At 66.7% G+C, this 22302-nt stretch carries 28 protein-coding genes; 1 reads left to right on the top strand and 27 read right to left on the bottom strand.

Annotated features, from left to right (window positions below; all coding sequences use genetic code 11):
• Window positions 1-3 precede the first annotated feature (3 nt).
• The 26 genes from tatC to ACZ5MJ_RS00435 form a co-directional block, all read right to left on the bottom strand.
• Window positions 4-801, bottom strand: a complete 798-nt coding sequence (gene tatC, locus ACZ5MJ_RS00560; protein ID WP_464221606.1) for a twin-arginine translocase subunit TatC — start codon at window positions 799-801, stop codon at window positions 4-6.
• Window positions 802-941: 140 nt separating this feature from the next.
• Entirely contained in the window at window positions 942-1454 is a 513-nt protein-coding gene (gene tatB / locus ACZ5MJ_RS00555) for a Sec-independent protein translocase protein TatB (RefSeq protein WP_464221605.1), read from the bottom strand.
• Window positions 1455-1547: 93 nt separating this feature from the next.
• The gene (tatA, locus tag ACZ5MJ_RS00550; RefSeq protein ID WP_464221603.1) at window positions 1548-1778 is read right to left on the bottom strand and encodes a Sec-independent protein translocase subunit TatA; all 231 of its coding nucleotides are present in this window, start codon (window positions 1776-1778) and stop codon (window positions 1548-1550) included.
• A gap of 150 nt (window positions 1779-1928) precedes the next feature.
• A complete protein-coding gene (locus tag ACZ5MJ_RS00545) occupies window positions 1929-2285 on the bottom strand; it encodes a histidine triad nucleotide-binding protein (protein ID WP_078198101.1) in 357 nt (118 codons plus the stop codon).
• A gap of 63 nt (window positions 2286-2348) precedes the next feature.
• A complete protein-coding gene (locus tag ACZ5MJ_RS00540; RefSeq protein WP_464221601.1) occupies window positions 2349-2738 on the bottom strand; it encodes a DUF4870 family protein in 390 nt (129 codons plus the stop codon).
• Between the two features lie 62 nt (window positions 2739-2800).
• On the bottom strand, window positions 2801-3172 hold the full coding sequence (locus ACZ5MJ_RS00535; RefSeq protein WP_464221600.1) for a phosphoribosyl-ATP diphosphatase: 372 nt from the start codon (window positions 3170-3172) through the stop codon (window positions 2801-2803).
• Complete coding sequence (hisI, locus tag ACZ5MJ_RS00530; protein ID WP_432258478.1) at window positions 3169-3573, bottom strand: phosphoribosyl-AMP cyclohydrolase; 405 nt, start codon at window positions 3571-3573, stop codon at window positions 3169-3171. The genes ACZ5MJ_RS00535 and hisI overlap by 4 nt, the downstream gene beginning before the upstream one ends.
• 2 nt (window positions 3574-3575) lie before the next feature.
• Complete coding sequence (gene hisF, locus ACZ5MJ_RS00525) at window positions 3576-4346, bottom strand: imidazole glycerol phosphate synthase subunit HisF (RefSeq protein ID WP_464221599.1); 771 nt, start codon at window positions 4344-4346, stop codon at window positions 3576-3578.
• A 70-nt stretch (window positions 4347-4416) separates the two neighbouring features.
• Window positions 4417-5163, bottom strand: coding sequence for a 1-(5-phosphoribosyl)-5-[(5-phosphoribosylamino)methylideneamino]imidazole-4-carboxamide isomerase (gene hisA, locus ACZ5MJ_RS00520; protein WP_078198106.1), 747 nt, complete (start codon window positions 5161-5163; stop codon window positions 4417-4419).
• A gap of 156 nt (window positions 5164-5319) precedes the next feature.
• Window positions 5320-5973, bottom strand: a complete 654-nt coding sequence (hisH, locus tag ACZ5MJ_RS00515; protein WP_167471099.1) for an imidazole glycerol phosphate synthase subunit HisH — start codon at window positions 5971-5973, stop codon at window positions 5320-5322.
• Entirely contained in the window at window positions 5970-6593 is a 624-nt protein-coding gene (locus tag ACZ5MJ_RS00510; RefSeq protein ID WP_464221596.1) for a YchE family NAAT transporter, read from the bottom strand. Before ACZ5MJ_RS00510 ends, hisH begins: the two co-directional genes overlap by 4 nt.
• A 92-nt stretch (window positions 6594-6685) precedes the next feature.
• Window positions 6686-7273, bottom strand: a complete 588-nt coding sequence (hisB, locus tag ACZ5MJ_RS00505) for an imidazoleglycerol-phosphate dehydratase HisB (RefSeq protein WP_013958203.1) — start codon at window positions 7271-7273, stop codon at window positions 6686-6688.
• Between the two features lie 4 nt (window positions 7274-7277).
• A complete protein-coding gene (gene hisC, locus ACZ5MJ_RS00500; RefSeq protein ID WP_464221594.1) occupies window positions 7278-8378 on the bottom strand; it encodes a histidinol-phosphate transaminase in 1101 nt (366 codons plus the stop codon).
• A 36-nt stretch (window positions 8379-8414) separates the two neighbouring features.
• The gene (gene hisD, locus ACZ5MJ_RS00495) at window positions 8415-9752 is read right to left on the bottom strand and encodes a histidinol dehydrogenase (RefSeq protein WP_464221592.1); all 1338 of its coding nucleotides are present in this window, start codon (window positions 9750-9752) and stop codon (window positions 8415-8417) included.
• A gap of 29 nt (window positions 9753-9781) precedes the next feature.
• Complete coding sequence (hisG, locus tag ACZ5MJ_RS00490; protein ID WP_010812333.1) at window positions 9782-10456, bottom strand: ATP phosphoribosyltransferase; 675 nt, start codon at window positions 10454-10456, stop codon at window positions 9782-9784.
• 9 nt (window positions 10457-10465) lie between these two features.
• Window positions 10466-11716 carry a UDP-N-acetylglucosamine 1-carboxyvinyltransferase gene (gene murA, locus ACZ5MJ_RS00485; protein ID WP_464221590.1) on the bottom strand — a complete coding sequence of 417 codons (1251 nt, stop codon included), beginning with the start codon at window positions 11714-11716 and terminating at the stop codon, window positions 10466-10468.
• Between the two features lie 81 nt (window positions 11717-11797).
• Window positions 11798-12046 (bottom strand): BolA family protein, encoded by a 249-nt coding sequence (locus tag ACZ5MJ_RS00480; protein ID WP_078198113.1) that lies wholly within the window; start codon window positions 12044-12046, stop codon window positions 11798-11800.
• A 50-nt stretch (window positions 12047-12096) separates the two neighbouring features.
• A complete protein-coding gene (locus tag ACZ5MJ_RS00475) occupies window positions 12097-12918 on the bottom strand; it encodes an ABC transporter permease (RefSeq protein ID WP_464221587.1) in 822 nt (273 codons plus the stop codon).
• On the bottom strand, window positions 12915-13865 hold the full coding sequence (locus ACZ5MJ_RS00470) for an ABC transporter ATP-binding protein (protein WP_432258485.1): 951 nt from the start codon (window positions 13863-13865) through the stop codon (window positions 12915-12917). The genes ACZ5MJ_RS00475 and ACZ5MJ_RS00470 overlap by 4 nt, the downstream gene beginning before the upstream one ends.
• A gap of 262 nt (window positions 13866-14127) precedes the next feature.
• Window positions 14128-14424 (bottom strand): STAS domain-containing protein, encoded by a 297-nt coding sequence (locus ACZ5MJ_RS00465; RefSeq protein ID WP_464221584.1) that lies wholly within the window; start codon window positions 14422-14424, stop codon window positions 14128-14130.
• Between the two features lie 176 nt (window positions 14425-14600).
• The gene (locus tag ACZ5MJ_RS00460; protein ID WP_464221582.1) at window positions 14601-15230 is read right to left on the bottom strand and encodes an MlaC/ttg2D family ABC transporter substrate-binding protein; all 630 of its coding nucleotides are present in this window, start codon (window positions 15228-15230) and stop codon (window positions 14601-14603) included.
• A gap of 212 nt (window positions 15231-15442) precedes the next feature.
• On the bottom strand, window positions 15443-16504 hold the full coding sequence (locus ACZ5MJ_RS00455; protein WP_464221581.1) for an MlaA family lipoprotein: 1062 nt from the start codon (window positions 16502-16504) through the stop codon (window positions 15443-15445).
• On the bottom strand, window positions 16501-17019 hold the full coding sequence (mlaD, locus tag ACZ5MJ_RS00450; protein ID WP_464221579.1) for an outer membrane lipid asymmetry maintenance protein MlaD: 519 nt from the start codon (window positions 17017-17019) through the stop codon (window positions 16501-16503). The genes ACZ5MJ_RS00455 and mlaD overlap by 4 nt, the downstream gene beginning before the upstream one ends.
• An 82-nt stretch (window positions 17020-17101) precedes the next feature.
• Window positions 17102-17893, bottom strand: a complete 792-nt coding sequence (gene mlaE / locus ACZ5MJ_RS00445) for a lipid asymmetry maintenance ABC transporter permease subunit MlaE (RefSeq protein ID WP_464221578.1) — start codon at window positions 17891-17893, stop codon at window positions 17102-17104.
• A complete protein-coding gene (locus ACZ5MJ_RS00440) occupies window positions 17890-18708 on the bottom strand; it encodes an ABC transporter ATP-binding protein (RefSeq protein ID WP_464221577.1) in 819 nt (272 codons plus the stop codon). Before ACZ5MJ_RS00440 ends, mlaE begins: the two co-directional genes overlap by 4 nt.
• Window positions 18709-18850: 142 nt before the next feature.
• Window positions 18851-19939, bottom strand: a complete 1089-nt coding sequence (locus ACZ5MJ_RS00435; RefSeq protein WP_464221574.1) for a Bug family tripartite tricarboxylate transporter substrate binding protein — start codon at window positions 19937-19939, stop codon at window positions 18851-18853.
• Window positions 19940-20161: 222 nt separating this feature from the next.
• Here ACZ5MJ_RS00435 and ACZ5MJ_RS00430 point away from each other — a divergent pair, with 222 nt between their 5' ends.
• Window positions 20162-20701 carry a GNAT family N-acetyltransferase gene (locus ACZ5MJ_RS00430; protein WP_464221573.1) on the top strand — a complete coding sequence of 180 codons (540 nt, stop codon included), beginning with the start codon at window positions 20162-20164 and terminating at the stop codon, window positions 20699-20701.
• Window positions 20702-20774: 73 nt separating this feature from the next.
• Here the strand turns inward: ACZ5MJ_RS00430 and ACZ5MJ_RS00425 are convergent, their stop codons facing one another.
• Window positions 20775-22238, bottom strand: coding sequence for a glutamate synthase subunit beta (locus ACZ5MJ_RS00425; protein ID WP_464221572.1), 1464 nt, complete (start codon window positions 22236-22238; stop codon window positions 20775-20777).
• Window positions 22239-22302: the final 64 nt, after the last annotated feature.

Here is a 22302-nt window from a genome sequence, read left to right as displayed (position 1 = left end):
GCGTTAATCTGGCTGAGTTTCCCCTGAAGCGGCCACGTCAGGTGCAGGACGGCCGACAAAGCGCGCCATGATCAGCCCGAGTTCATAGAGCGCCACCAGCGGCACGGCCAGCAGCAGCTGCGACAGCACATCGGGCGGCGTCACGACGGCCGCGATGATGAAGGCTCCCACGATCACATAGGGGCGGATCTGCTTGAGCTTGTCCAGTTCCACCACGCCGAAGCGCACCAGCACGATGACCACCACCGGCACCTCGAAGGTAATGCCGAAGGCCAGGAACATGGTCATGGCAAAGCTGAGGTATTTGTCGATGTCGGTCGACATGTCCGCCCCCAGCGGCGCGTTGTAGTGCGCCATGAAATGGAAGACGGTCGGAAACACCAGGAAATACGCGAACGCCACCCCGCACAGGAACAGGACGTAGCTGCTCGACACCAGCGGCACGATCAGGCGCTTCTCATGCTGGTACAGACCGGGCGCGACAAACTGCCAGATCTGGTACAGCACCCAAGGCAGCGCTACCAGGAAGGACACCAGCAAGGTGACCTTCATCGGCACGAAGAACGAGCCGGTCACGTCGGTCACGATCATCCTGCCGCCCTTGGGCAGCGACGCCATCAGCGGCGCGGCAAACAGGTTGAAGATGAGCGGCGCCCAGTAGACCAGGCCGACGAAGACCAGGATGATGCCGGCCACCGCCTTGACCAGGCGTTCGCGCAGCTCGATCAGGTGGGAAATAAAGGTTTCCTGCTGCGACTCGTCTTGCGGGTCTTGGGGATCTGGGGACCGGGTGTCGCTCATGGCGTGAACCGCTCAGCCGCGGGGGCTGGCAAGGTGGATCGGTGAAGCCGCAATGCGGCGGCGCGCGAGTGCGGCAAGGACTGCGACCACGACGGCAGCGGCCGGAACGACGGCCGGCAAGGTGTTGCCGCGGAGCATGCTCACTCGAAGAAGGATCGGGCCGGCCGCGTGGCCGGCCGGTGACGCTTGACGCGTGCCGCCCCCGACTGCACCCAGACGCGGACATTGTGCTGGCGCTTGAACCAGAGCGGGCGGGCGCCCTGCTTGACGCGCCAGCTCTTGCGCCCGTTGTGCGCCTTGTGGGCCGCGTCCCAGCTGGGCACGAAACCACCGCTTGCGCCAGTGCCGCTGCCGGTGCCGGTTGTCTCGGCGCCACCCAGCGCTTCGTTCAGCGCCTGGGTCTGCTCGCTGACTTCCTTGTGGATGGTGCGCTCGACATCGCGCGCGGCGTCCTCGAATTCCGTGCGCATCTTGCGCAGTTCTTCCAGTTCCACCTCGCGACTGACTTCGGCCTTGACGTCGTTGATGTAGCGCTGCGCCCGGCCAACCAGCGCGCCGACCGTGCGCGCGACCTTGGGCAGGCGTTCGGGACCGATCACGATCAGTGCCACGGCGCCGATCAGCGCCAGCTTGGAAATGCCGAGATCAATCATGCGGACACATCATGCGGACAACATGCCAAAGAAGCGCAGGCGCGGGACGACACGCAGGCAGCGAGGTTTGCGTTGGGAGGGCACACCGCCGGATCACTGCTGGCGGGACTTTTCCTTGGCGTCGACGTCGATGGTGGTGGAGTCGCGCAGTTCCTTCGACTGGACCGGCTGGGCCGCCTTGTCCTCGCCCTCTTTCATGCCGTCCTTGAAGCCCTTGACTGCGCCGCCCAGGTCCTGGCCGATATTGCGCAGTTTCTTGGTGCCGAACACGAGCATGACGATCACCAGCACGATCAGCCAGTGCCAAATGCTAAACGAACCCATTTCTTGCTCCTGATGAAGCCGCGGGCGCAATCATATATATGCCCGGACCCGTTGTTCCGTCCCGTTATGGCCGCGCCGGGCGACGGTTGCCGGCGCAGCTTCTGCCCGGGCGTTGCCGCCGCGGGCGCTCCCATGCCAAGGCTGCCCCGCTCAGGGCAGCGGTCCCTTCCACGCATGGCGCGGCCCACCGAGCACATGGAGATGCAGGTGGTAGACCTCCTGTCCACCGTCCGGGCCGGTGTTGATCACCGTCCGGAAGCCGTTGGAGCAGCCTGCCGCGCGCGCCAGTTCAGGCACCTTCAGCATCATTCTAGCAAGCACCTCCCCTTCGCCGGCGCCGCAATCGGCCAGCGAGTCGACATGCGACCGGGGAATGACCAGCAAGTGTACCGGGGCCTTGGGATGGATATCGTGGAAGGCCACCATGTCGTCGTCTTCATAGACTTTGCGCGACGGTAGCTGGCCGGCGACGATCTTGCAGAAGATGCAATTATCCTGAGTGTTCATGAAGATTTCATTGCGACGGCCGCGGCACACGGTATCAACTTCACGCGCCCGGCCTGCCCGGCATCAGAACTGCTGATCCGGGTACATCGGCTTGCTGTCATTCAGGTACAGCCAGCCCTTGACGATACGATACAGCATCCATAGCGACAGCACGCCCCAGACGGCAAACGCCAGCGGTATCAGCACGACTGTCGCAAACAGCACCCCGCCCAGCACGCCCCAGACCACCGACCACCAGAACGAGCGGATCTGCCAGGCGAAGTGCGAGGCATACAGCGAGCCGCGCGCGTCGTCGCGCTTGACGTAGTCGATCACGATGGCGATCAGCGCGGTGATGCCGCCGGTGAGCCAGAAGATCGCATACAGGGCATACAGGATGTGCAGCAGCTTGCGCAGGCTGCTCAGCTGTTCGCCGCTGGGGGTGGTGAGTTGCGCGGTGTAGTCGTTCGCCATATTCGCCCTTGGTTGGATCCCTGTCTTGCGGCAGGCGGAAGACCGGCCGGCGTCCGGGCCAACTAGTCCTTGCGCCGGGCCTTTTCCTCGAGGCCGGACAGCCCTTCGCGCCGCGCCAGTTCATTGACCACGTCGGCCGGCGTCAGGCCGAAGTTGGCCAGCAACACCATGCTGTGGAACCACAGGTCGGCGACTTCATAAACCACCTTGCCGGCCTCGGCGCCGGTCTGTCCGGCGGCACGCGCGTCCTTGGCGGCCATCACGGTCTCGGTGGCTTCCTCGCCGATCTTCTTCAGGATGGCGTCGTCGCCCTTGCTGAACAGGCGCGCCACATAGGATTTGTCGGGGTCGCCGCCGTTGGCGGGCTTGCGCGCTTCCAGCACTTCGGCCAGGCGCGCCAGGACATCGTTGCTGCTGAGTGGGGTGTCGCTCATGGCTTGGTGTAGATCTGGGCAGGGTCCTTCAGCACCGGCTCGACCGTCTGCCAGTCGCCGGACTCCACGTCGCCCTCGAACTTCTGGAAGAAGCAGGAATGACGCCCGGTATGGCAGGCAATGCTGTCCACCTGCGTCACCTTCAGCAGCACCACGTCTTCGTCGCAGTCCAGGCGCAGCTCATGCACCTTCTGCACGTGGCCCGACTCTTCGCCCTTGTGCCACAGGCGCTTGCGCGAGCGCGACCAGAACACGGCCTCGCCCAGCTCCACGGTGCGCTGCAGCGCCTCGCGGTTCATGAACGCGAACATCAGCACGTCGTTCGAGCCGACTTCCTGCACGATCACCGGCACCAGGCCGTTATCGTCCCACTTGACCTTGTTGAGCCACTTCTTTGCCATGATCAGATCCGCACGGGAATGCCCTCGCGGGCCATGAATGCCTTGGCTTCACCCACGGTATGTTGCCCGTAGTGGAAGATGCTGGCGGCCAGCACCGCGTCGGCGCGGCCCTGGGTGATGCCGTCGGCCAGGTCCTGCAGGCCGCCAACGCCGCCCGATGCGATCACCGGCACCGGCACCGCGTCGCTGACCGCACGGGTCAGCTCCAGGTCGAAGCCGCTCTTGGTGCCGTCGCGGTCCATGCTGGTCAGCAGGATCTCGCCGGCGCCGCGCGCCGCCATCTCGCGCGCCCATTCGACGGCATCGAGCCCGGTCGCCTTGCGCCCGCCGTGGGTGAAGACCTCCCAGCGCGGCGCTTCGCCCGGCGCGGAACAGCGCTTGGCGTCGATCGCCACCACGATGCACTGCGAGCCATAGCGGGCTGTGGCATCCGAGACCAGCTGCGGATTGGCGATGGCGGACGAGTTGACGCTGATCTTGTCGGCGCCGGCATTGAGCAGGCGCCGCACGTCTTCGACCGTGCGCACGCCGCCGCCCACCGTCAGCGGGATAAAGACCTGCGAGGCGACGTCCTCGATGATGTGGAGCATCAGGTCACGCCCGTCGCTGGTCGCGGTGATGTCCAGAAATGTGATTTCATCGGCACCCTGCTCATCGTAGCGGCGCGCAATTTCCACGGGATCGCCCGCGTCGCGCAGCTCGACAAAGTTGACGCCCTTGACCACCCGCCCGTTAGTCACGTCCAGGCAGGGGATGATACGTTTGGCTAGCATGAGATTCCTTGTCCGCCACCGCTGCCGTGCAGGCAGCGGCCAGGCGGCTGCGCCCCGCGGCGCCGTTGCCTTATTGCCCTTCGCGCAGCTTGTCCGCCAGCGCCTGCGCGGCGGCAAAGTTGAGGTCGCCCGAGTAGATCGCACGGCCGCAAATGACGCCTTCGACACCTTCGCCCTCAACCGCGCACAGGTTGTCGATATCGGCGAGGTTGGACAACCCGCCGCTGGCGATCACCGGAATCGACATCGACTGCGCCAGCTTGACGGTGGCGTCGATATTGATCCCCTGCAGCATGCCGTCGCGGCCGATGTCGGTGTAGATGATGGCCTCGACGCCGTAGTCTTCATACTTGCGCGCCAGGTCCGCCACCTCGTGGCCGGTCAGCTTGCTCCAGCCGTCGGTGGCCACCTTGCCGTCCCTGGCATCCAGGCCGACGATGATATGGCCGCCGAAGGCCGAGCAGGCGTCCTTCAGGAAGCCGGGGTTCTTCACCGCGGCGGTGCCGATGATGACGTACGACAGGCCGTCGTCCAGCCAGCGTTCGATGGTGTTCAGGTCGCGGATGCCGCCCCCCAGCTGCACCGGGATCTCGTCGCCGACCTCGGCGATGATGGCCTTGATGGCCTCCTCGTTGCGGGGCTTGCCCACGAACGCGCCGTTCAGGTCCACCAGGTGCAGGCGGCGGGCGCCCTGCTCCACCCAGTGGCGTGCCATGGCGGCGGGATCTTCGGAAAAGACGGTGGCCTGGTCCATGTCGCCTTGTTTGAGGCGTACACACTGACCGTCCTTCAGGTCGATGGCCGGAATGAGCAACATATGCGTGACGAGCGTGGTTGAGTGATAGAGATTGAGCGAGACCGGCGCGTGCCGGTCAGGTCGGGTCGATAGTCGATCGGAAACGGGTCAAGTGACGGTTCGGTAGCGGTCGATCATCGGTAAAAAAAGCGAATCGCGTATCGGCAAGCCGGGGCTTCAGGGATTCCAGTGGACGAAGTTCCGGTACAGCTGCAGGCCCAGGGCCGCGCTTTTCTCGGGGTGGAACTGCGTCGCGAAAATATTATCGCGCGCTACCGCGCTGGTAAACACGACTCCGTATTCCGTTTCGCCGGCGACATGGGCCGGATCCTGCGCCTGCACATAGTAGCTGTGGACGAAATAGAACCAGCTGTCGTCCGGGATACCGTCCCACAGCGGGTGCGGCCTGGCCTGGCGCACCCGGTTCCAGCCCATCTGCGGCACCTTGTAGCGCGAGCCGTCGGGCTGCGTCATGCCGTCCAGCGCAAAGCGCACCACCTGGCCGGGCATCAGGCCCAGCGCCGGCGTGCGGTCCGAGCCCGCCCGGCTTTCGGTGCTGAACTGGAACAGCATCTGCTCGCCCACGCACACGCCCAGCATCGGCTTGCTGGCGGCGGCCTGGCACACCGCCTCCTGCAGCCCCGACGCGCCCAGCGCCGACATGCAGTCGGGCATCGCGCCCTGGCCGGGCAGCACCACGCGGTCGGCCGAGCGGATGCCTTCGGGAGCATCCACCACCCGGACGTCCGCTTCCGGCGCCGCGGCACGCAGCGCCTGCGCCACCGAGCGCAGGTTGCCCATGCCGTAATCCACAATTGCTATGGTAGTCATGATTTCAAAACAGGCAACAATGTCTTCAGCCCGTCCACAATGAATTCCACGGCCAGCGCCGACAGGATCAGCCCCATCAGGCGCGTGCCGATATTGATGCCGGTGCGCCCGATCACCCGCGCGATCGGGTCGGCCGCGCGGAACACCAGGTACACCACCGAGCCCAGCAGCACGCCGATGCCGACCAGGATCAGCAACTGGTACCAGTGCTGGGTCTTGCCCGCATAGACGATCACCGTACTGATCGATCCCGGCCCGGTCAGCAGCGGCAGCGCCAGCGGCACCACCGCGATGCTCGAGCGCGCCTCGGCCTCGTCCTCTTCTTCCGGCGTGGCCTTGGTGCGGCTGGTCTGCGCGTTCAGCATGTTCATGGCCATCATGATCATGATGAGCCCGCCGCCCACCTGCAGCGAGGCCACCGAGATATTGAAGAACTCGATGATCTGCTGCCCCAGCAACGCCGACACCGCTACCACGATCGCCACCGAAATCGACGCAATCCTGATGGTATGCCGCTTTTCCGCTTCGGTCTGCTGCGTAGTCAGGCTGATGAAGAACGGGATCGCCCCGATCGGGTTGATCAGCGCCAGCAGCGAGATAAACGACTTGAGCGTATCCATTGGTTGCGGGTCGCCAGCGTCGCTGGCCAGGTTCAGGCTTGGAAGGTCAGCGGGCGCCGCAACCAGCCGGCACGCCTACCGTGGTGTCAAGGTCAGAGCGTACCCTTGGTCGACGGGATCGTGTTGGCCGCGCGCGGATCCAGCTCCACCGCCATGCGCAGTGCCCGGCCAAAGGCCTTGAACACGGTTTCGCACTGATGATGGGCATTGATGCCGCGCAGGTTGTCGATATGCAGGGTCACGCCCGCATGGTTGACGAAGCCGCGGAAGAACTCGATGGTCAGGTCCACATCGAAGCTGCCCACGCGCGCACGCGTGAACGGCACGTGGAACTCCAGGCCGGGGCGGCCGGAGAAATCGATCACCACGCGCGACAGGCATTCATCCAGCGGCACGTAGCTGTGGCCGTAGCGGGTGATGCCCTTCTTGTCGCCGATGGCCTTCGCCACGGCCTGGCCGAGCGTGATGCCCACGTCTTCCACCGTATGGTGGTCGTCGATATGCGTGTCGCCGGTGGCTTCGACCTCCAGGTCGAACATGCCATGCCGGGCGATCTGGTCCAGCATGTGGTCAAGGAACGGCACGCCGGACGCCAGTTTCTGGCGGCCGCTGCCGTCGAGATTCAGGGAAACGCGGATTTGCGTTTCCGAAGTATTGCGGGTGACCTCTGCAACACGCATGGTGTTAATCCTGCAGCGACGCTGCGAATGCCTCAAGGAACTGCGCGTTTTCTTCGGGGGTGCTGACCGTGACGCGCAGACAATTGGCCAGCAACGGGTGCATTTTACTCACGTTCTTGATCAATACCTTGCGGGCCAGCAGCCGGTCGAACGTCTGTGCAGCATCCGGCACCCGCGCCAGCAGGAAGTTGGCGGCGCTGGGGAACACCGTGACCCCGGCCTGCGCGGCCATGCCGTCGGCCACGCGAGAGCGTTCGGCACGCAGTTGCGCGGCCTGTTCGTCCAGCACGGACACGTGTTCCAGCGCGAACAGCGCGGCGGCCTCGGTCAGCACGTTGACGTTGTAGGGCGGGCGCACCTTGTCCAGCTGCGACAGCCATTCCGGCGCGCCGGCCAGGTAGCCCAGGCGGATGCCGGCCAGGCCCAGCTTGGACACGGTGCGCATCACCAGCAGGTTGCCGAACTCCGCCAGGCGCGGCATCCAGCTTTGCTGGGCGAACGGCTGGTAGGCCTCGTCCACCACCACCAGGCTGTTGCAGACCTCGCCCTGGGCGGCGCGAATGACGGCCTCCATGTCGGCGGCGTCGAACAGGTTGCCGGTGGGGTTGTTCGGGTAGGCCAGGTAGATGATGGCGGGCTGCTGCGCGGCCATCGCGGCCAGCATGGCGGCGCGGTCCAGCGTGAAGTCGGCGCGCAGCGGCACGCCCACGAACTGCAGGCCGGCAAACTGCGCCGACATCGCGTACATGACAAAGCCCGGCACCGGCGCCATCACCTTGGCACCTGGCCTGGCCGCGGCCAGCGCCAGCATGCTGATGATCTCGTCCGAGCCGTTGCCCAGCAGCACGTCCATGCCGGCGGGCACCTGCATCACGTCCCTGAGCTTGGCGCGCAGCGCCTCGCTGCTGGGCACGGGGTAGCGGTTCAGCGCCACCTCGCCCAGGCGTGCGGCCAGTTGCTCGCGCAGCGCGGGCGGCAGCCGGTACGGATTCTCCATGGCGTCGAGCTTGACCAGACCGTGCGAATCCGGGACGTGGTAGGCGCCCATGGCGCGCACGTCGTCACGGATGATGCGTTCGATCAGGGAGGGCTCTACGGCTGACATGGAAACTCCTGTTTGGGCTGGTGAGGATTCAGGGGATCAACTGCGCTTGAAACGGTATTCCGCGCTGCGGGCGTGGGCCTGCAGGCCTTCGCCGTAGGCCAGCTCGGCGGCGATCTGGCCGAGCATCTGCGCCCCGCCCTCGCTCACTTCGATCAGGCTCGAGCGCTTCTGGAAGTCATAGACGCCCAGCGGCGACGAGAAGCGCGCGGTGCGCGAGGTCGGCAGCACGTGGTTGGGGCCGGCGCAGTAGTCGCCCAGCGACTCGCTGGTGTAGCGGCCCAGGAAGATGGCGCCGGCGTGGCGGATCTTCTCGCTCCACTGGCGCGGGTTCTCGGCCGAGATCTCCAGGTGCTCGGGCGCGATCGCGTTGGCGATCTCGCAGGCTTCTTCCATGTCGCGCACCTTGATCAGCGCGCCGCGGCCGGACATCGACGCGGCAATCACCTCGCGCCGCGGCATGGTGCCGATCTGGCGCTGGATGCTGGCTTCGACGCGGGCGATATAGCCGGCGTCCGGGCACAGCAGGATCGACTGCGCCAGCTCGTCGTGCTCGGCCTGCGAGAACAGGTCCATCGCCACCCAGTCGGGGTCGGTGGTGCCGTCGCAGATCACCAGGATCTCGGACGGGCCGGCGATCATGTCGATGCCGACGGTGCCGAACACGCGCCGCTTGGCCGCCGCCACATAGGCATTGCCGGGGCCGACGATCTTGTCCACCTGCGGCAGCGTCGCCGTGCCGTAGGCCAGCGCGCCAACCGCCTGCGCGCCGCCGATGGTGAACACACGGTCCACGCCGGCGATCTGCGCCGCGGCCAGCACCAGTTCATTGCGCACGCCGCCCGGCGTGGGCACGACCATGATGATTTCCTTGACGCCCGCCACGCGCGCCGGGATGGCATTCATCAGCACCGACGACGGGTACGCGGCCTTGCCGCCCGGCACGTAGATGCCGACGCGGTCCAGCGGCGTCACCTTCTGGCCCAGCATGGTGCCGTCGGCCTCGGTGTATTCCCAGCTGTGGCTGCCGCATTCGATCTTCTGCTTCTCGTGGTAGGCACGCACGCGCGCGGCGGCGGCCTCCAGCGCGGCGCGGCGCTTGGGCTCGAGGTCTTCGAGCGCGGCTTCGAGCTGCTGCTGCGAGATCTCCAGCGCGCCCATCGACGACGCTTCCACGTGGTCGAAACGCTTGGTGTATTCCAGCACCGCGGCATCCCCGCGCGCCTTCACGTCGGCCAGGATCTGCGCGGCGGCGCGATCGATGGCCTCGTCCTCGCCAGCCTCGAAGGCCAGCACCTGGCGCAGCGCCTCGGCAAAGCCGGGCTCTCTGGAATCAAGCCGGCGGACCGGCAGGTTTTCCATTTCGGTTGCGTTCATGACTTCTGTTCCTCTCGGGCGACCCGGCCTCAGGCCAGCGCCGCTGAAGCGCGTTCAAAGGCGTCGAGGATCGGCGCCAGCCGCTCGCGCTTGAGTTTGAGCGCGGCCTGGTTCACCACCAGCCGCGACGAGATCTGCACGATCTCTTCCACTTCGACCAGGTTGTTGGCGCGCAGCGTGCTGCCGGTGCTGACCAGGTCGACGATGGCGTCGGACAGGCCCACCAGCGGGCCCAGCTCCATCGAACCGTACAGCTTGATCAGGTCGACGTGAACGCCCTTTTTCGCAAAATGCTCGCGCGCGGTCTGCACGTACTTGGTGGCCACGGCCAGGCGCGCGCCCTGGCGCACGGCGTTGGCGTAGTCAAACCCGGCCGGCACCGCCACCGACATGCGGCAGCGGGCGATGTTCAGGTCGATCGGTGCATACAGGCCGGCCATGCCGCTTTCCATCAGCACGTCCTTGCCGGCCACGCCGAAGTCGGCGGCGCCGTACTGCACGTAGGTCGGCACGTCCGAGGCGCGCACGATCACCACGCGCACGGCGGGGTCGGAGGTCGGCAGGATCAGCTTGCGCGAGGTCTCGGGGTCCTCGGTGACGCGGATGCCGGCGGCTTCCAGCAGCGGCAGCGTCTCGGTGAAGATGCGGCCCTTGGACAGCGCCAGCGTCAGCTGGTTGGGCGATGCGTTGAAGGTGGGGCTCATCGGACGTCCTCAGGCAATGCGGCGGATCTTGGCGCCCACTGCCGACAGCTTGTCTTCCATGCGGTCATAGCCACGGTCCAGGTGGTAGATGCGGTCGATCACGGTCTCGCCATCGGCCACCAGGCCGGCGATCACCAGGCTGGCCGAGGCGCGCAGGTCGGTCGCCATCACGTTGGCACCCGACAGGCGCGGCACGCCGTTGACCACCGCGGTGTTGCCTTCGACCACGATATCGGCACCCAGGCGGTTCAGCTCCTGCACGTGCATGAAGCGGTTCTCGAAGATGGTCTCGGTCACGCGCGCGGTGCCTTCGGCCACGGCATTGAGCGCCATGAACTGCGCCTGCATGTCGGTCGGGAAGGCGGGGTATTCCGACGTGCGGAAGCTCACGGCCTTCGCACGCTGCGGCATGGCCAGGCGGATCCAGTCGGCGCCGGTCTCGATTTTTGCGCCGGCTTCGCGCAGCTTGTCGAGCACGGTGTCGAGGATGTCCGGCTGCACGCCGCGCAGCACCAGGTCGCCCAGCGTCGCGGCGGCGGCGCACAGGAAGGTGCCGGCCTCGATGCGGTCGGCGATGACGCTGTGGCTGGCGCCATGCAGGCGCTCGACGCCGTGCACCACCAGGCGGTCGGTGCCGATGCCTTCGATCTTCGCGCCCATCTTGACCAGCAGGTGGGCCAGGTCGGTCACCTCGGGCTCGCGCGCGGCGTTTTCCAGCACGGTCTCGCCTTCGGCCAGCGTGGCGGCCATCAGCAGGTTCTCGGTGCCGGTCACGGTGATCATGTCGGTGACCACGCGCGCACCCTTCAGGCGTTTGGCGCGGGCATGGATAAAGCCGTGTTCGATGGTGATCTCGGCGCCCATCGCCTGCAGGCCCTTGATGTGCTGGTCGACCGGGCGCGCGCCGATGCCGCAGCCGCCGGGCAGCGACACGCGGGCCTCGCCAAAGCGCGCCACCAGCGGACCCAGTACCAGGATCGAGGCACGCATGGTCTTGACCAGCTCATACGGGGCCTCGAGCACATTGACGTCGGCGCCGTTAAGGGTCACGCGGGCGCCGTCCAGCTCGGCCTGCATGCCCATCTGGCGCAGCAGCTTGAGCGTGGTGCGCACGTCCTGCAGGTTCGGCACGTTGTCCAGCGAGACGGTATCGGCCGTCAGCAGGCCTGCGCACAGGATCGGCAAGGCGGCGTTCTTGGCGCCCGACACGCGGATTTCGCCTTTCAGCGGGCCGTTGCCGTGGATCTGGAATTTGTCCATGTTCTGTCGTCTGGAGCCGGGCACACGCCCGGCGTCATGGTTCTGGGGCCGCGCGCTTGGCGCGGCGCATGTCGGCGAGGCTTACTTGCCCTCGCCCGCCTGCCACTCGGCAGGCGTCAGCGTCTTCATCGACAGCGCGTGGATCTCGGCGCGCATGCGGTCGCCCAGCGCGGCGTAGACACGCTGGTGGCGCTGGATCAGCCGCTTGCCTTCAAATTCGTTGCTGACGATGGTGGCAAAGAAATGCTGGCCATCGCCCTCGACTTGCAAATGTTCGCAGGGCAGTCCTTGGGCAATATATTCCCTGACTTGTTCCGGTGTAGGCAGCATGGGGTTCTCTTCAGCGTGATTCAGCTTGATTCAACAGGGCCGGCCGCCGCTCAGTGGCGCAGCTTGAATCCGGACTTCAGCAGGCGCAGCGCCAGCGCGGCCAGCACCACAAACGCCGATCCGACCACCGCCAGGCTGAACAGCGGCGACACGTCCGAGACGCCGAAGAAGCCATAGCGGAAGCCGTCGATCATGTAGAAGAACGGATTGGCATGGGACACCGCCTGCCAGAAGGCGGGCAGCGAATGGATCGAATAGAACACGCCGGACAGGAAGGTCGCCGGCATGATCAGGAAGTTCTGGAACGCGGCCAGCTGGTCGAACTTCTCGGCCCAGATGCCGGCGATCAGGCCCAGCGTGCCGAGGATGCCCGCGCCCAGCAAGGCAAAGACGAGGATCCAGCCCACGTTGGCGAAATGCAGGTTGGCAAACCACGCCGTCACCACCAGCACGCCCAGACCCACGGTCAGCCCGCGGATCACCGAGGCCACCACGTAGGCGCCGAACATCTCCCAGTGCGACAGGGGCGGCAACAGCACGAATACCAGGTTGCCGGTGATCTTGGACTGGATCAGCGACGATGAACTGTTGGCGAACGCATTCTGCAGCACGCTCATCATCACCAGGCCCGGCACCAGGAAGGCGGTGTAGCTGATCTGGTCGTAGACCTTGACCCGGTCTTCCAGGACATGGCCGAAGATCAGCAGGTACAGCACCGCGGTCAGCACCGGCGCGGCCACGGTCTGGAAGCTGACCTTCCAGAAGCGCAGCACTTCCTTGTACAGCAGGGTACGGAAGCCCACCAGGCTGCCCACGGCCATCGGCCCGAGGCGGGTGTCTTCCAGGATTTCGATTTCGCCAGGCTGCTTCATGCCGCGGCCTCCATCGCCGGATCGGGCAGCGCGCCGGGCATATGCCCCTCGCGGCGCATGATCTGCACAAACACGTCCTCGAGGTCGGCCTTGTTGATTTCCATGTCTTCGATCTCACAGCCCGCTTCGCGGCAGGCGGACAGGATCGGCTCCACCGCCTGGTAGCCCGACAAGCGCAGGCGCACCGCGCGCTCGCCCGGGTTGGACGGCATGCGCAACGGCTCCAGCGCGGTCGGCAGGCCGCCGCGCGCAAAGGTCAGCACCAGCTGCAGCCCGGCAAACTGCGTCAGCAGGTTGCTGGTGCGGTCCAGCGCCACCACTTCGCCGAACTTGAGCATGGCGATGCGGTCGCACAGGGCCTCGGCCTCTTCCAGGTAGTGCGTGGTCAGGATGATGGTGTGCCCTTCCCGGTTCAGGCGCGAGATGAACTTCCACAGCGTCTGGCGCAGTTCCACGTCGACACCGGCAGTGGGCTCGTCGAGCACGATCACGGGCGGGCGGTGCACCAGCGCCTGCGCCACCAGCACGCGCCGCTTCATGCCGCCCGAGAGCTGGCGCATATTGGCATCGGCTTTCCCGGTCAGGTCCAGGTTGGCCATGATCTCGTCGATCCAGTCGTCGTTGCGGGTCAGGCCAAAATAGCCCGACTGCAGCCGCAGCGTCTCGCGCACCGTGAAGAACGGATCGAACACCAGTTCCTGCGGCACCACGCCCAGCATACGCCGCGCCATCCGGTAATCGCCGACGACATCGTGCCCGAGCACGCTGACGCGGCCGGAATCGGCGCGGTTCAGGCCGGCGAGGATCGAGATCAGCGTGGTCTTGCCGGCGCCGTTCGGCCCGAGCAGGCCGAAGAATTCGCCGCGTTCGACGGTGAAGCTGACGCCCTTGAGCGCCTGCAGGTTGCGGTAGCGCTTGCGAACGTCGTGGATTTCAATGGCTTTCATGGCCGATTGTCTGTGGCGGATCCAGCTCTTTTTGGGGCCGGCCGCCAGGAATTGGGAGCAACTGCGTGCCCGGATATCCTGGCCCGGCATGGCATGAGCCGGTATCAGGCAGGGGGATGGGCGAACAACCCGGAATTATAGGGGATGCGGGGTGAGTCCCGCTTGATCCCCACCGGATCCGCCCTCAGGGGCTCGACGACCGCGCCAGGCCGTCGCCGCGGCATCGCGGGCGGCCGCCGTGCTGGCGACCGGCGATGCCGGATCAATGTCGGTGGTGGTGTCCTTGCGGCGCGGCCTCGGGCGCCAGGCCCAGCAGGCCGTCCACGCCGTACAGGCTGGCCAGCTGCGACAACTGCGCCGGCACGCCGCGCAGCGACAGGGCCAGGTTGCGCGCGGCGGCGGCGCGGTTCCATGCCAGCAGCACGGCGACCGCGGAGGAATCCACCTGCGTCAGGCCGGCGCAGTCGACCTGCACCTCGCCCTCGGCCACGCGCGCCAGCCCGTCACGCAGCACGATGGCGGCGTTCTGGTTGGTCAGCGAGGTACCGAGCGAGAGCATGGATGCGTGGCCTGGAATCAGTGGCTTGAATGCGATGGCTTGAAGCGGCGGCAAAAAACGTCGGCAATCAAACGACGACTCCCGCACCGGGGCGGGAGCCTGCGCCGCGAGCGGCCATTGTAGAGCACTTCGGTGCGCCGTGCTGCATTGCAGCGGCACGCCGTTGGACGCACGCGTCAGCTCTTGGCGTTGGCCAGCTGGCGGTTGCGGTCCTGCAGCGTCTTGATCACGCCGTCGACGCCCTGCTGGCCGACGATGGTGTTGAAGCTGCCCTTGTAGGCCTCGGTCAGCCACGCGCCCAGCACGTTGATGTCATAGACCTTCCAGCCCTGCGCGGTCTTCTCCAGGCGGTAGTCCATCTGGATCGGCTCGCCCTTGTTGACGACCTGGGTGCGGATGGTGGCGTCGGTATCGTCAGCGGTGCCGCGGTACGGGCGGTACTGCACGGTCTGGTCGCGGATCTGGGCGATGGCGCCGGCGTAGGTGCGGATCAGGAGGATCTTGAACTCCTCGGTGATCTGCTTCTGCTGCTCGGGCGTGGCCTTGGACCAGTTGCGGCCCATGGCGATCTGGGTGGTCCGCTGGAAGTTGGCGTTGGGCAGGATCTTCTGCTCGACCAGCGCGGTGATCTTGTTGATATTGCCGGACTGCATGTCCTTGTCGGCCTTCACGGTCGACATCACGTCGCTGACCACGGCCTTGACCAGCCCGTCCGGGGTGGCCGCATCCTGCGACGCCGACTGGGCGTGCGCGGCGCCGGCAAAGGCAACTACCGTAAGGAAGGGGACCAACAGTCGCTTTATCATGGATTTTCCTTCTTCATCAAAGACATTCTTCGCCTGGGCGAACCGGCCGTTCACGATGGCAGGCGCCCGGGCCTTGCGGTGATTGGAACACAAGCGCGCGTCGGTGGGTGCGCGCGCCAATGCCGCTTCCGCCACTTAAAAACAAATTGTTTCAGCCCTCACAGGGCATTCACAGCCTGGCGCGGGCTCTGGAGCCACCCGCGCCACGGGGTTCAGCGGATGCGAATGACCCCCGGCACAATCCGCTGCATCGGATCCACCGCTGGCACCGGCAGGCTCTGGCTCTCGGGCTGGAGATCGCCCGAAGGCGTCTGTGTCGGCTGCGCCGGCGTGGCGCCAGGGGCGGAGGCGTCGGCCGGTGGCGCTGCCGGAGCCGCTTGTGGCGCTTGTGGAGCTTGAGCCGGCTGAACCGGCTGAGCCGGTTGAGCCGGTTGAGCCGGTTGAGCCGGTTGAGCCGGTTGAGCCGGTTGAGCCGGTTGAGCGGGCGTAGCGGGTGCCGCTGGCTTTTCACCTTCGGCCCCGGCGGGGGCCGCGCGGCTGGCCGGGGCCTGTTCCGTATCCTCGTCCGCGTCCGGCGGCGGGTTGCCGTCGTAGATCAGGTACTGGCGCCGCTGCAGGTAGGAGTCGCGCATGAACGAGTACTTGTCCAGCGCCGCCTGCTCCAGCAAGTTGCTGGCGCCCAGCAGTTGCGCCCGGCCGGCGACGACGCGCACGCCGATCAGCGAATTGCGCAGCGATACCGGCTGGAAATACGCCGACGGATCGAACTGGCGGTCCACCAGCATGCCGGCGGTGTCGCGCACGGTGCTCGGCCCGAACAGCGGCAGCACCAGGTACGGGCCGGCCGGCACGCCCCACACGCCCAGTGTCTGGCCGAAGTCTTCCTTGTACTTGGGCAATCCACCCGGCGTGGCGATGTCGATCAGGCCGCCCAGCCCCAGCACGGTGTTGATCGCCACCCGCATGGTGTCTTCCGCGGCGCGGGTTGGCTTGCCTTGCAGCAGGTTGTTCACCGCCGAATAGACGTCGCTCACATTGGAAAAGAAGTTTTCCACGGCACGCTGCACCGGCGTTGGCATGTAGTCGGCGTACAGCTGGGCTACCGGACGCAGGATGCCCTTGTCGAAGTCTTCATTGATCTTCGAGACCTCGCGGTTGAACGGCTCCAGCGGGTCTTTCGGGTTGGCGGTAGGGCCGGTCGCACAACCGGCAAGGACCGCGGCGGCGGCCGCGGTCGCGGCCAGGCTCTTGCGGAAGGTGGGGACGGCGCTCATTTGGGATTCCCAGCCGGTGCTGGCGCGCTGGCACCCGCGGACGCACCGCCGCTGGCGCCGGCATCTGCCGCCTTGTTGTAGAGGAACTGGCCAATCAGGTTTTCCAGCACCACCGCCGACTGCGTCATGGTGATGCGTCCGCCTTCGGCCAGCATGGCGGTGTCGCCGCCGGCTTCCAGGCCGATGTACTGCTCGCCCAGCAGGCCCGAGGTCAGGATCTTGGCCGAGGTGTCCTTGGGAAACTGGTAGCGCTTCTCCAGGCTCAGCTCGACCGTGGCCTGGTAGGTCTTGTCGTCGAAGCGGATCGCCGCGACGCGGCCGACCACCACGCCCGCGCTCTTGACCGGCGCGCGCGGCTTGAGCCCGCCGATATTGTCGAAGCGGGCCTGCACGCTATAGGTGTCCTGGAAGCTGAGGGTGCTCATGTTCCCTGCCTTGAGGGCCAGGAACAGCAAGGCGACGAACCCCGCCGCCACGAACAGCCCCACCCAGAAATCGAGTGTGTTCTTTTTCATTGGAATCTCTTTCCTCAACCCCGTAGTGTCTTGTCGCTGTCTTGTGATCGTGTGGTTCGCATTGTGGCCGGTGGCGCCCGCATCAGTTGCTGAACATCAGCGCGGTCAGCAGGAAATCCAGCGCCAGCACCGCCAGCGACGCGATCACCACGGTGCGGGTGGTCGCGCGCGAGACGCCTTCCGGCGTGGGCTTGGCCTCGAAGCCCTGGTACAGGGCTATAAACGTCACCGCAATGCCAAAGATAAAGCTCTTGATCACGCCGTTCAGCACATCGGCCCGCACATCCACGCCGCCCTGCATCTGCGACCAGAAGGCGCCGGCGTCGACGCCGATCAGCTGCACCCCGACCACATAGCCGCCCAGGATGCCCACCGCACTGAAGATCGCGGCCAGCACCGGCATGGCGATCACACCCGCCCAGAAGCGCGGCGCGACCACGCGCTGCAGCGGGTTCACCGCCATCATTTCCATCGCGGTCAGCTGCTCGCCCGCCTTCATCAGGCCGATCTCTGCGGTCAGCGAGGTGCCGGCGCGGCCGGCGAACAGCAGCGCGGTCACCACCGGGCCCAGCTCGCGCACCAGCGACAGCGCCACCAGTAGCCCGAGCGCCTGCTCGGAGCCGTAGCGGTTAAGCGTGTAATAGCCCTGCAGGCCAAGCACGAAACCGACAAACAGGCCTGACACCGCGATGATCACCAGCGACAGGTTGCCGACAAAGAAGACCTGGTCGGTCACCAGCCGGAAGCGGCGCAGCAGCGCCGGCGACAGGCCCAGCACCGTCAGGAACATGCGCGTGGCGTTGCCCAGCCCCGACACGCTGCGGCGCACGGCCGCGCCAATGGCGCTCAGGAAGCCCGTCAGGAAGCCGGTCACCGCGCACCTCCGGCGAAATCCTCGGCCAGCGACGGTCCGGCGTAGTGGAACGGCACCGGGCCGTCGGGCTCGGCATGGACAAACTGGTGCACGAACGGGTCGGTGGAAGCGCGCAGTGCCTCGGGCTCGCCCTCGGCGGCAATGCGGCCGTCGGCAATGAAATAAACGTAGTCGGCGATCTGGAAGGTCTCGTTCACATCGTGCGAGACGATGATGGTGGTCGCGCCGAGCGCGTCATTCAGGCTGCGGATCAGGCGCGCGGTCAGGCCCAGCGAGATCGGGTCCAGGCCGGCGAAGGGCTCGTCATACATCAGCAGCGCCGGGTCCAGCGCGATGGCGCGCGCCAGCGCCACGCGCCGCGCCATGCCGCCCGAGATCTGCGACGGCATCAGGTTGCGCGCGCCGCGCAGGCCGACCGCGTTGAGCTTCATCAGCACCAGGTCGCGGATCATCGAGTCGGGCAGGTCGGTATGCTCGCGCAGCGGGAACGCGACATTGTCGAACACCGACAGGTCGGTAAACAGCGCGCCGAACTGGAACAGCATGCCCATCTGGCGGCGCACGGCGTACAGGCCGCGAGTATCCAGCTTGTGGATATCCGTGCCGGCGAAGCAGACGGCGCCCGACTGCGGCCGGACCTGGCCGCCGATCAGCCGCAGCACCGTCGTCTTGCCGCAACCCGAGCCGCCCATCACCGCGATCACCTTGCCACGCGGGAATTGCATGGTCAGGCCGGACAGGATCGGCTTGCCGTGGTCCGCGTAAGCGAAATCCACCGCATTCAGTTCGACGAGGTTTTGAGCAGAATCGGTCACGTTGGCACCGGTCGGGACAGGGGCGCATTATAAGGTCTACTACCTAGCCCTGCTGGCACCCGTGTGTCCCGCGCCACATGAATCCTGCCCGAGAAGCCTCAGAATCGTCCTAGGGGGCCCAGACTGGCCCATGTAGTGCGGCTTAAGGCTCCTGCGCGGTCGCCACATCCCTCAGGATCACCTGCCATTGGATCGATTCCGAGCGGATCGCGGTGGCAAAGGCCTCCGGCGAGTCGCGCACCGGTGTGAGGCCCGCCGCCTGCAGCCGCGAGCGCACCTCGCGCTCGCCCATCACGCCATCGAGCTCGCCCGCCAGCCGCGCCACGATCGCGCGCGGGGTCTTGGCCGGCGCCATCACGCCGAACCATGCCGCCGCGGCATAGCCTTCCAGCCCCGATTCCTGCAGCGTCGGCACCAGCGGCGCCAGCGGCGAGCGGGCCACGCCGGTCACCCCGACCAGCCGCAGCGCGCCGCTCCTGACCTGGCCCTGGACCGCGGCGAACGAACAGAAGCAGGCGCTGATGCGCCCGGCCAGCATCTCCTGGACCACGGCGGCCTCGCCCTTGGCGGTCACCAGCGGCACGCCGCTGCGCAGGCCGCGCACGGCGTACTCGGCGTACAGGTGCGAGGGGCTGCCCGGCTGGCCGTAACCATAGCTGTAGGAGCCGGGGTTCGACTTCACCGCGATCATCCATTGCTCGGGCGTGCGCATCGGCAGGCGCGCGTCGATCACCAGGAACAGCGGCGTGGTGGCCACGCGCGCCACCGGCGTGAAATCGCGCACGACGTCGTACGGCACCGGCTCCAGTCCGGGCTGGATCAGCATATTGGCCTGGTGCAGCAACAGGGTGTGGCCATCCGAACTGGCCTTGGCGACCACGTCGCCGGCGATGGTGCCCGCGCCGCCGGGGCGGTTGTCGACCTCCACCGGCACGCCCAGGCGGACGGACAGCCGCTCGGCCAGCAGGCGCGCCACGGCATCGGCGACGCCGCCGGCCGGGAACGGCACGATCAGGCGCATCGGATGGTCGGGGAACGACATGCTGCGCGTGAGCTGCTGGGTCCCGGCAAGCGCCGGCATGGCCGGTACCGCCAGCGCCAGCGTGGCACAACCCACGGCATACAGGCACAGGAAAGGCTGGAGCCAGCGCCGGGCAGCGCCCACTGATGGACGCGGCGCAAACTTCGCTTTACCTCGCCAAAGCCGCGTCAAATTGCGCACTTCGGACATCAATTTCCTCCGGCCGGCCTCCTGAGGAGACGGCAAACTGGTTCTGGGGAAAAAGGATTTGCGAGGCGGTTTCCGTTCGTTGTTTTTTGAAAATTGTAAGGACAATGCCGAGGCCACCACAGGCACGTAAACCATAGCCGGGAGAACCCTGAAGGCCTTGCCACGCCTGGCCAAACGCGCCATCCGCGGGGAGGCGCGGATGGCGCCGGATATAATCCGCCGATGACGATTTTCACCGTGCGGCCCATGGTCTGCGCCGACCTGCCGGCCGTGCTGGCGGTGCAGGCCCGCTGCTATACCGAGGTCCTGCTGGAAAGCCAGGCCGCGCTGGCCAGCCGGCTGGCGCTGTCCCCGGCCACCTGCTGGGTCGCGGACGACCCCGGACAACGCGGCGCCCTCGCCGCCTACCTCTTCACCCACGCCTGGCCCGAAACCACCCTGCCGCCGCTCGACGGTCTGCTCGACGATGGCTGGCGCCATGCCGCCCTGCCGGACACCCTCACCTGGTTCGTGCACGACATGGCCGTGGCGCCCGTCGGGCGCGGCACGGGGCTGGCCCCGCGCCTGTACGCGGCAGCGCAGGCGGCCGCGCGCGCGGCCGGGCTGCGGCGTTCGCGGCTGATCGCGGTGCAGTCGGCCGCCTCCTGGTGGCGCAGGCTTGGGTACGCGCCGGTGACGGCGGAGTCCGCCGCCATGCACACGGCCAAGCTGGCCGCCTACGGCGCCAGCGCGGTGCTGATGGAGCGAACGCTGGCCGACTGAGCGCTCCCGGCCAGCCAAGACAAAAAGCCCGCCGGCTTGCGCCAGGCGGGCTTTTTGTTCTTGCCGGGGAGAATCAGCGCGGCAGGTCGGTGTGGCCCATCAGGAAGGCGTCGACCGAACGCGCGGCCTGGCGGCCTTCGCGGATCGCCCACACCACCAGCGACTGGCCACGACGCACGTCGCCGGCGGCGAACACCTTGGGCACGTTGGTGTGGTAGGCGCGCTCGCCCTCGGTCGAGGCCTTGGCGTTCTTGCGCGCATCGGTGTCCACGCCAAACGCTTCCAGCATCGAACCCACCGGGTTGGTGAAGCCCATCGCCAGCAGCACCAGGTCGGCCGGCAGGATGAACTCGCTGCCTTCGACTTCCTGCATGCGGCCATCTTTCCATTCGACGCGGCAGGCCTTCAGGGCCGTGACCTTGCCGTTCTCGCCGATGAAGTCCTTGGTGGCGACCGACCAGTCGCGCTCGCAGCCTTCATCGTGCGACGACGAGGTGCGCAGCTTGATCGGCCAGTACGGCCACACCAGCGGCTTGTTCTCTTCTTCGGGCGGCTGCGGCAGCAGTTCGAACTGCGTCACCGAGGTGGCGCCGTGGCGGTTGGACGTGCCCACGCAGTCGGAGCCGGTATCGCCGCCGCCGATCACGATCACGTTCTTGCCTTCGGCGCGGATCTCGTTGGTGCCGTCGCCGGCCACTTCCTTGTTCTGCGGAATCAGGAATTCCAGCGCGAAGTGGATGCCGGCCAGGTCGCGGCCCGGCACCGGCAGGTCGCGCGGCACTTCCGCGCCGCCCGCCAGCACCACGGCGTCGAACTGTTCCATCAGGGCCTGGGCCGAGATGGTTTCGCGCGCGTAGTTCTTGATGCCGGCCGGCAGTTCGCCGTCGGTCACCATCACGCCGGCGCGGAAGGTCACGCCTTCGGCCTGCATCTGTTCCATGCGGCGGTCGATCAGCGTCTTCTCCATCTTGAAGTCGGGGATGCCATAGCGCAGCAGGCCGCCGATGCGGTCGTTCTTCTCGAACACCGTCACATCGTGGCCGGCGCGTGCCAGCTGCTGCGCGGCGGCCATGCCGGCGGGGCCGGAACCGACCACGGCCACGGTCTTGCCGGTCTTGTGGCGCGGCGGCTGCGGCGCGACCCAGCCCTCTTCCCAGGCCTTGTCGATGATGGCGTGCTCGATCGACTTGATGCCGACCGGCAGCTCATTGATGCCCAGCGTGCAGGCGGCCTCGCACGGTGCCGGGCAGATGCGGCCGGTGAACTCGGGGAAGTTGTTGGTCTGGTGCAGCACCTCGATCGCCGACTTCCAGTCCTGGCGGTACACCAGGTCGTTGAAGTCGGGAATGATGTTGTTGACCGGGCAGCCGTTGTTGCAGAACGGGATGCCGCAGTCCATGCAGCGCGCACCCTGGATCTTCGCTTCGCTGTCGGACAGCGCGAACACGAATTCCTTGTAGTGCTTCACGCGCTTGACTACCGCTTCGTAGCCTTCGTTCTGGCGCGGAAATTCGAGAAAGCCAGTCGCCTTACCCATGTTGCGTCCTTGGTCATGCTGCGCGGGACCGGCGGCGTCGCCGGCCCTGCGGTGGGGTCAGTAT

Source organism: Cupriavidus sp. LA-1 (genome assembly GCF_055385985.1).
This window is presented reverse-complemented; position numbering and strand designations above follow the sequence as displayed.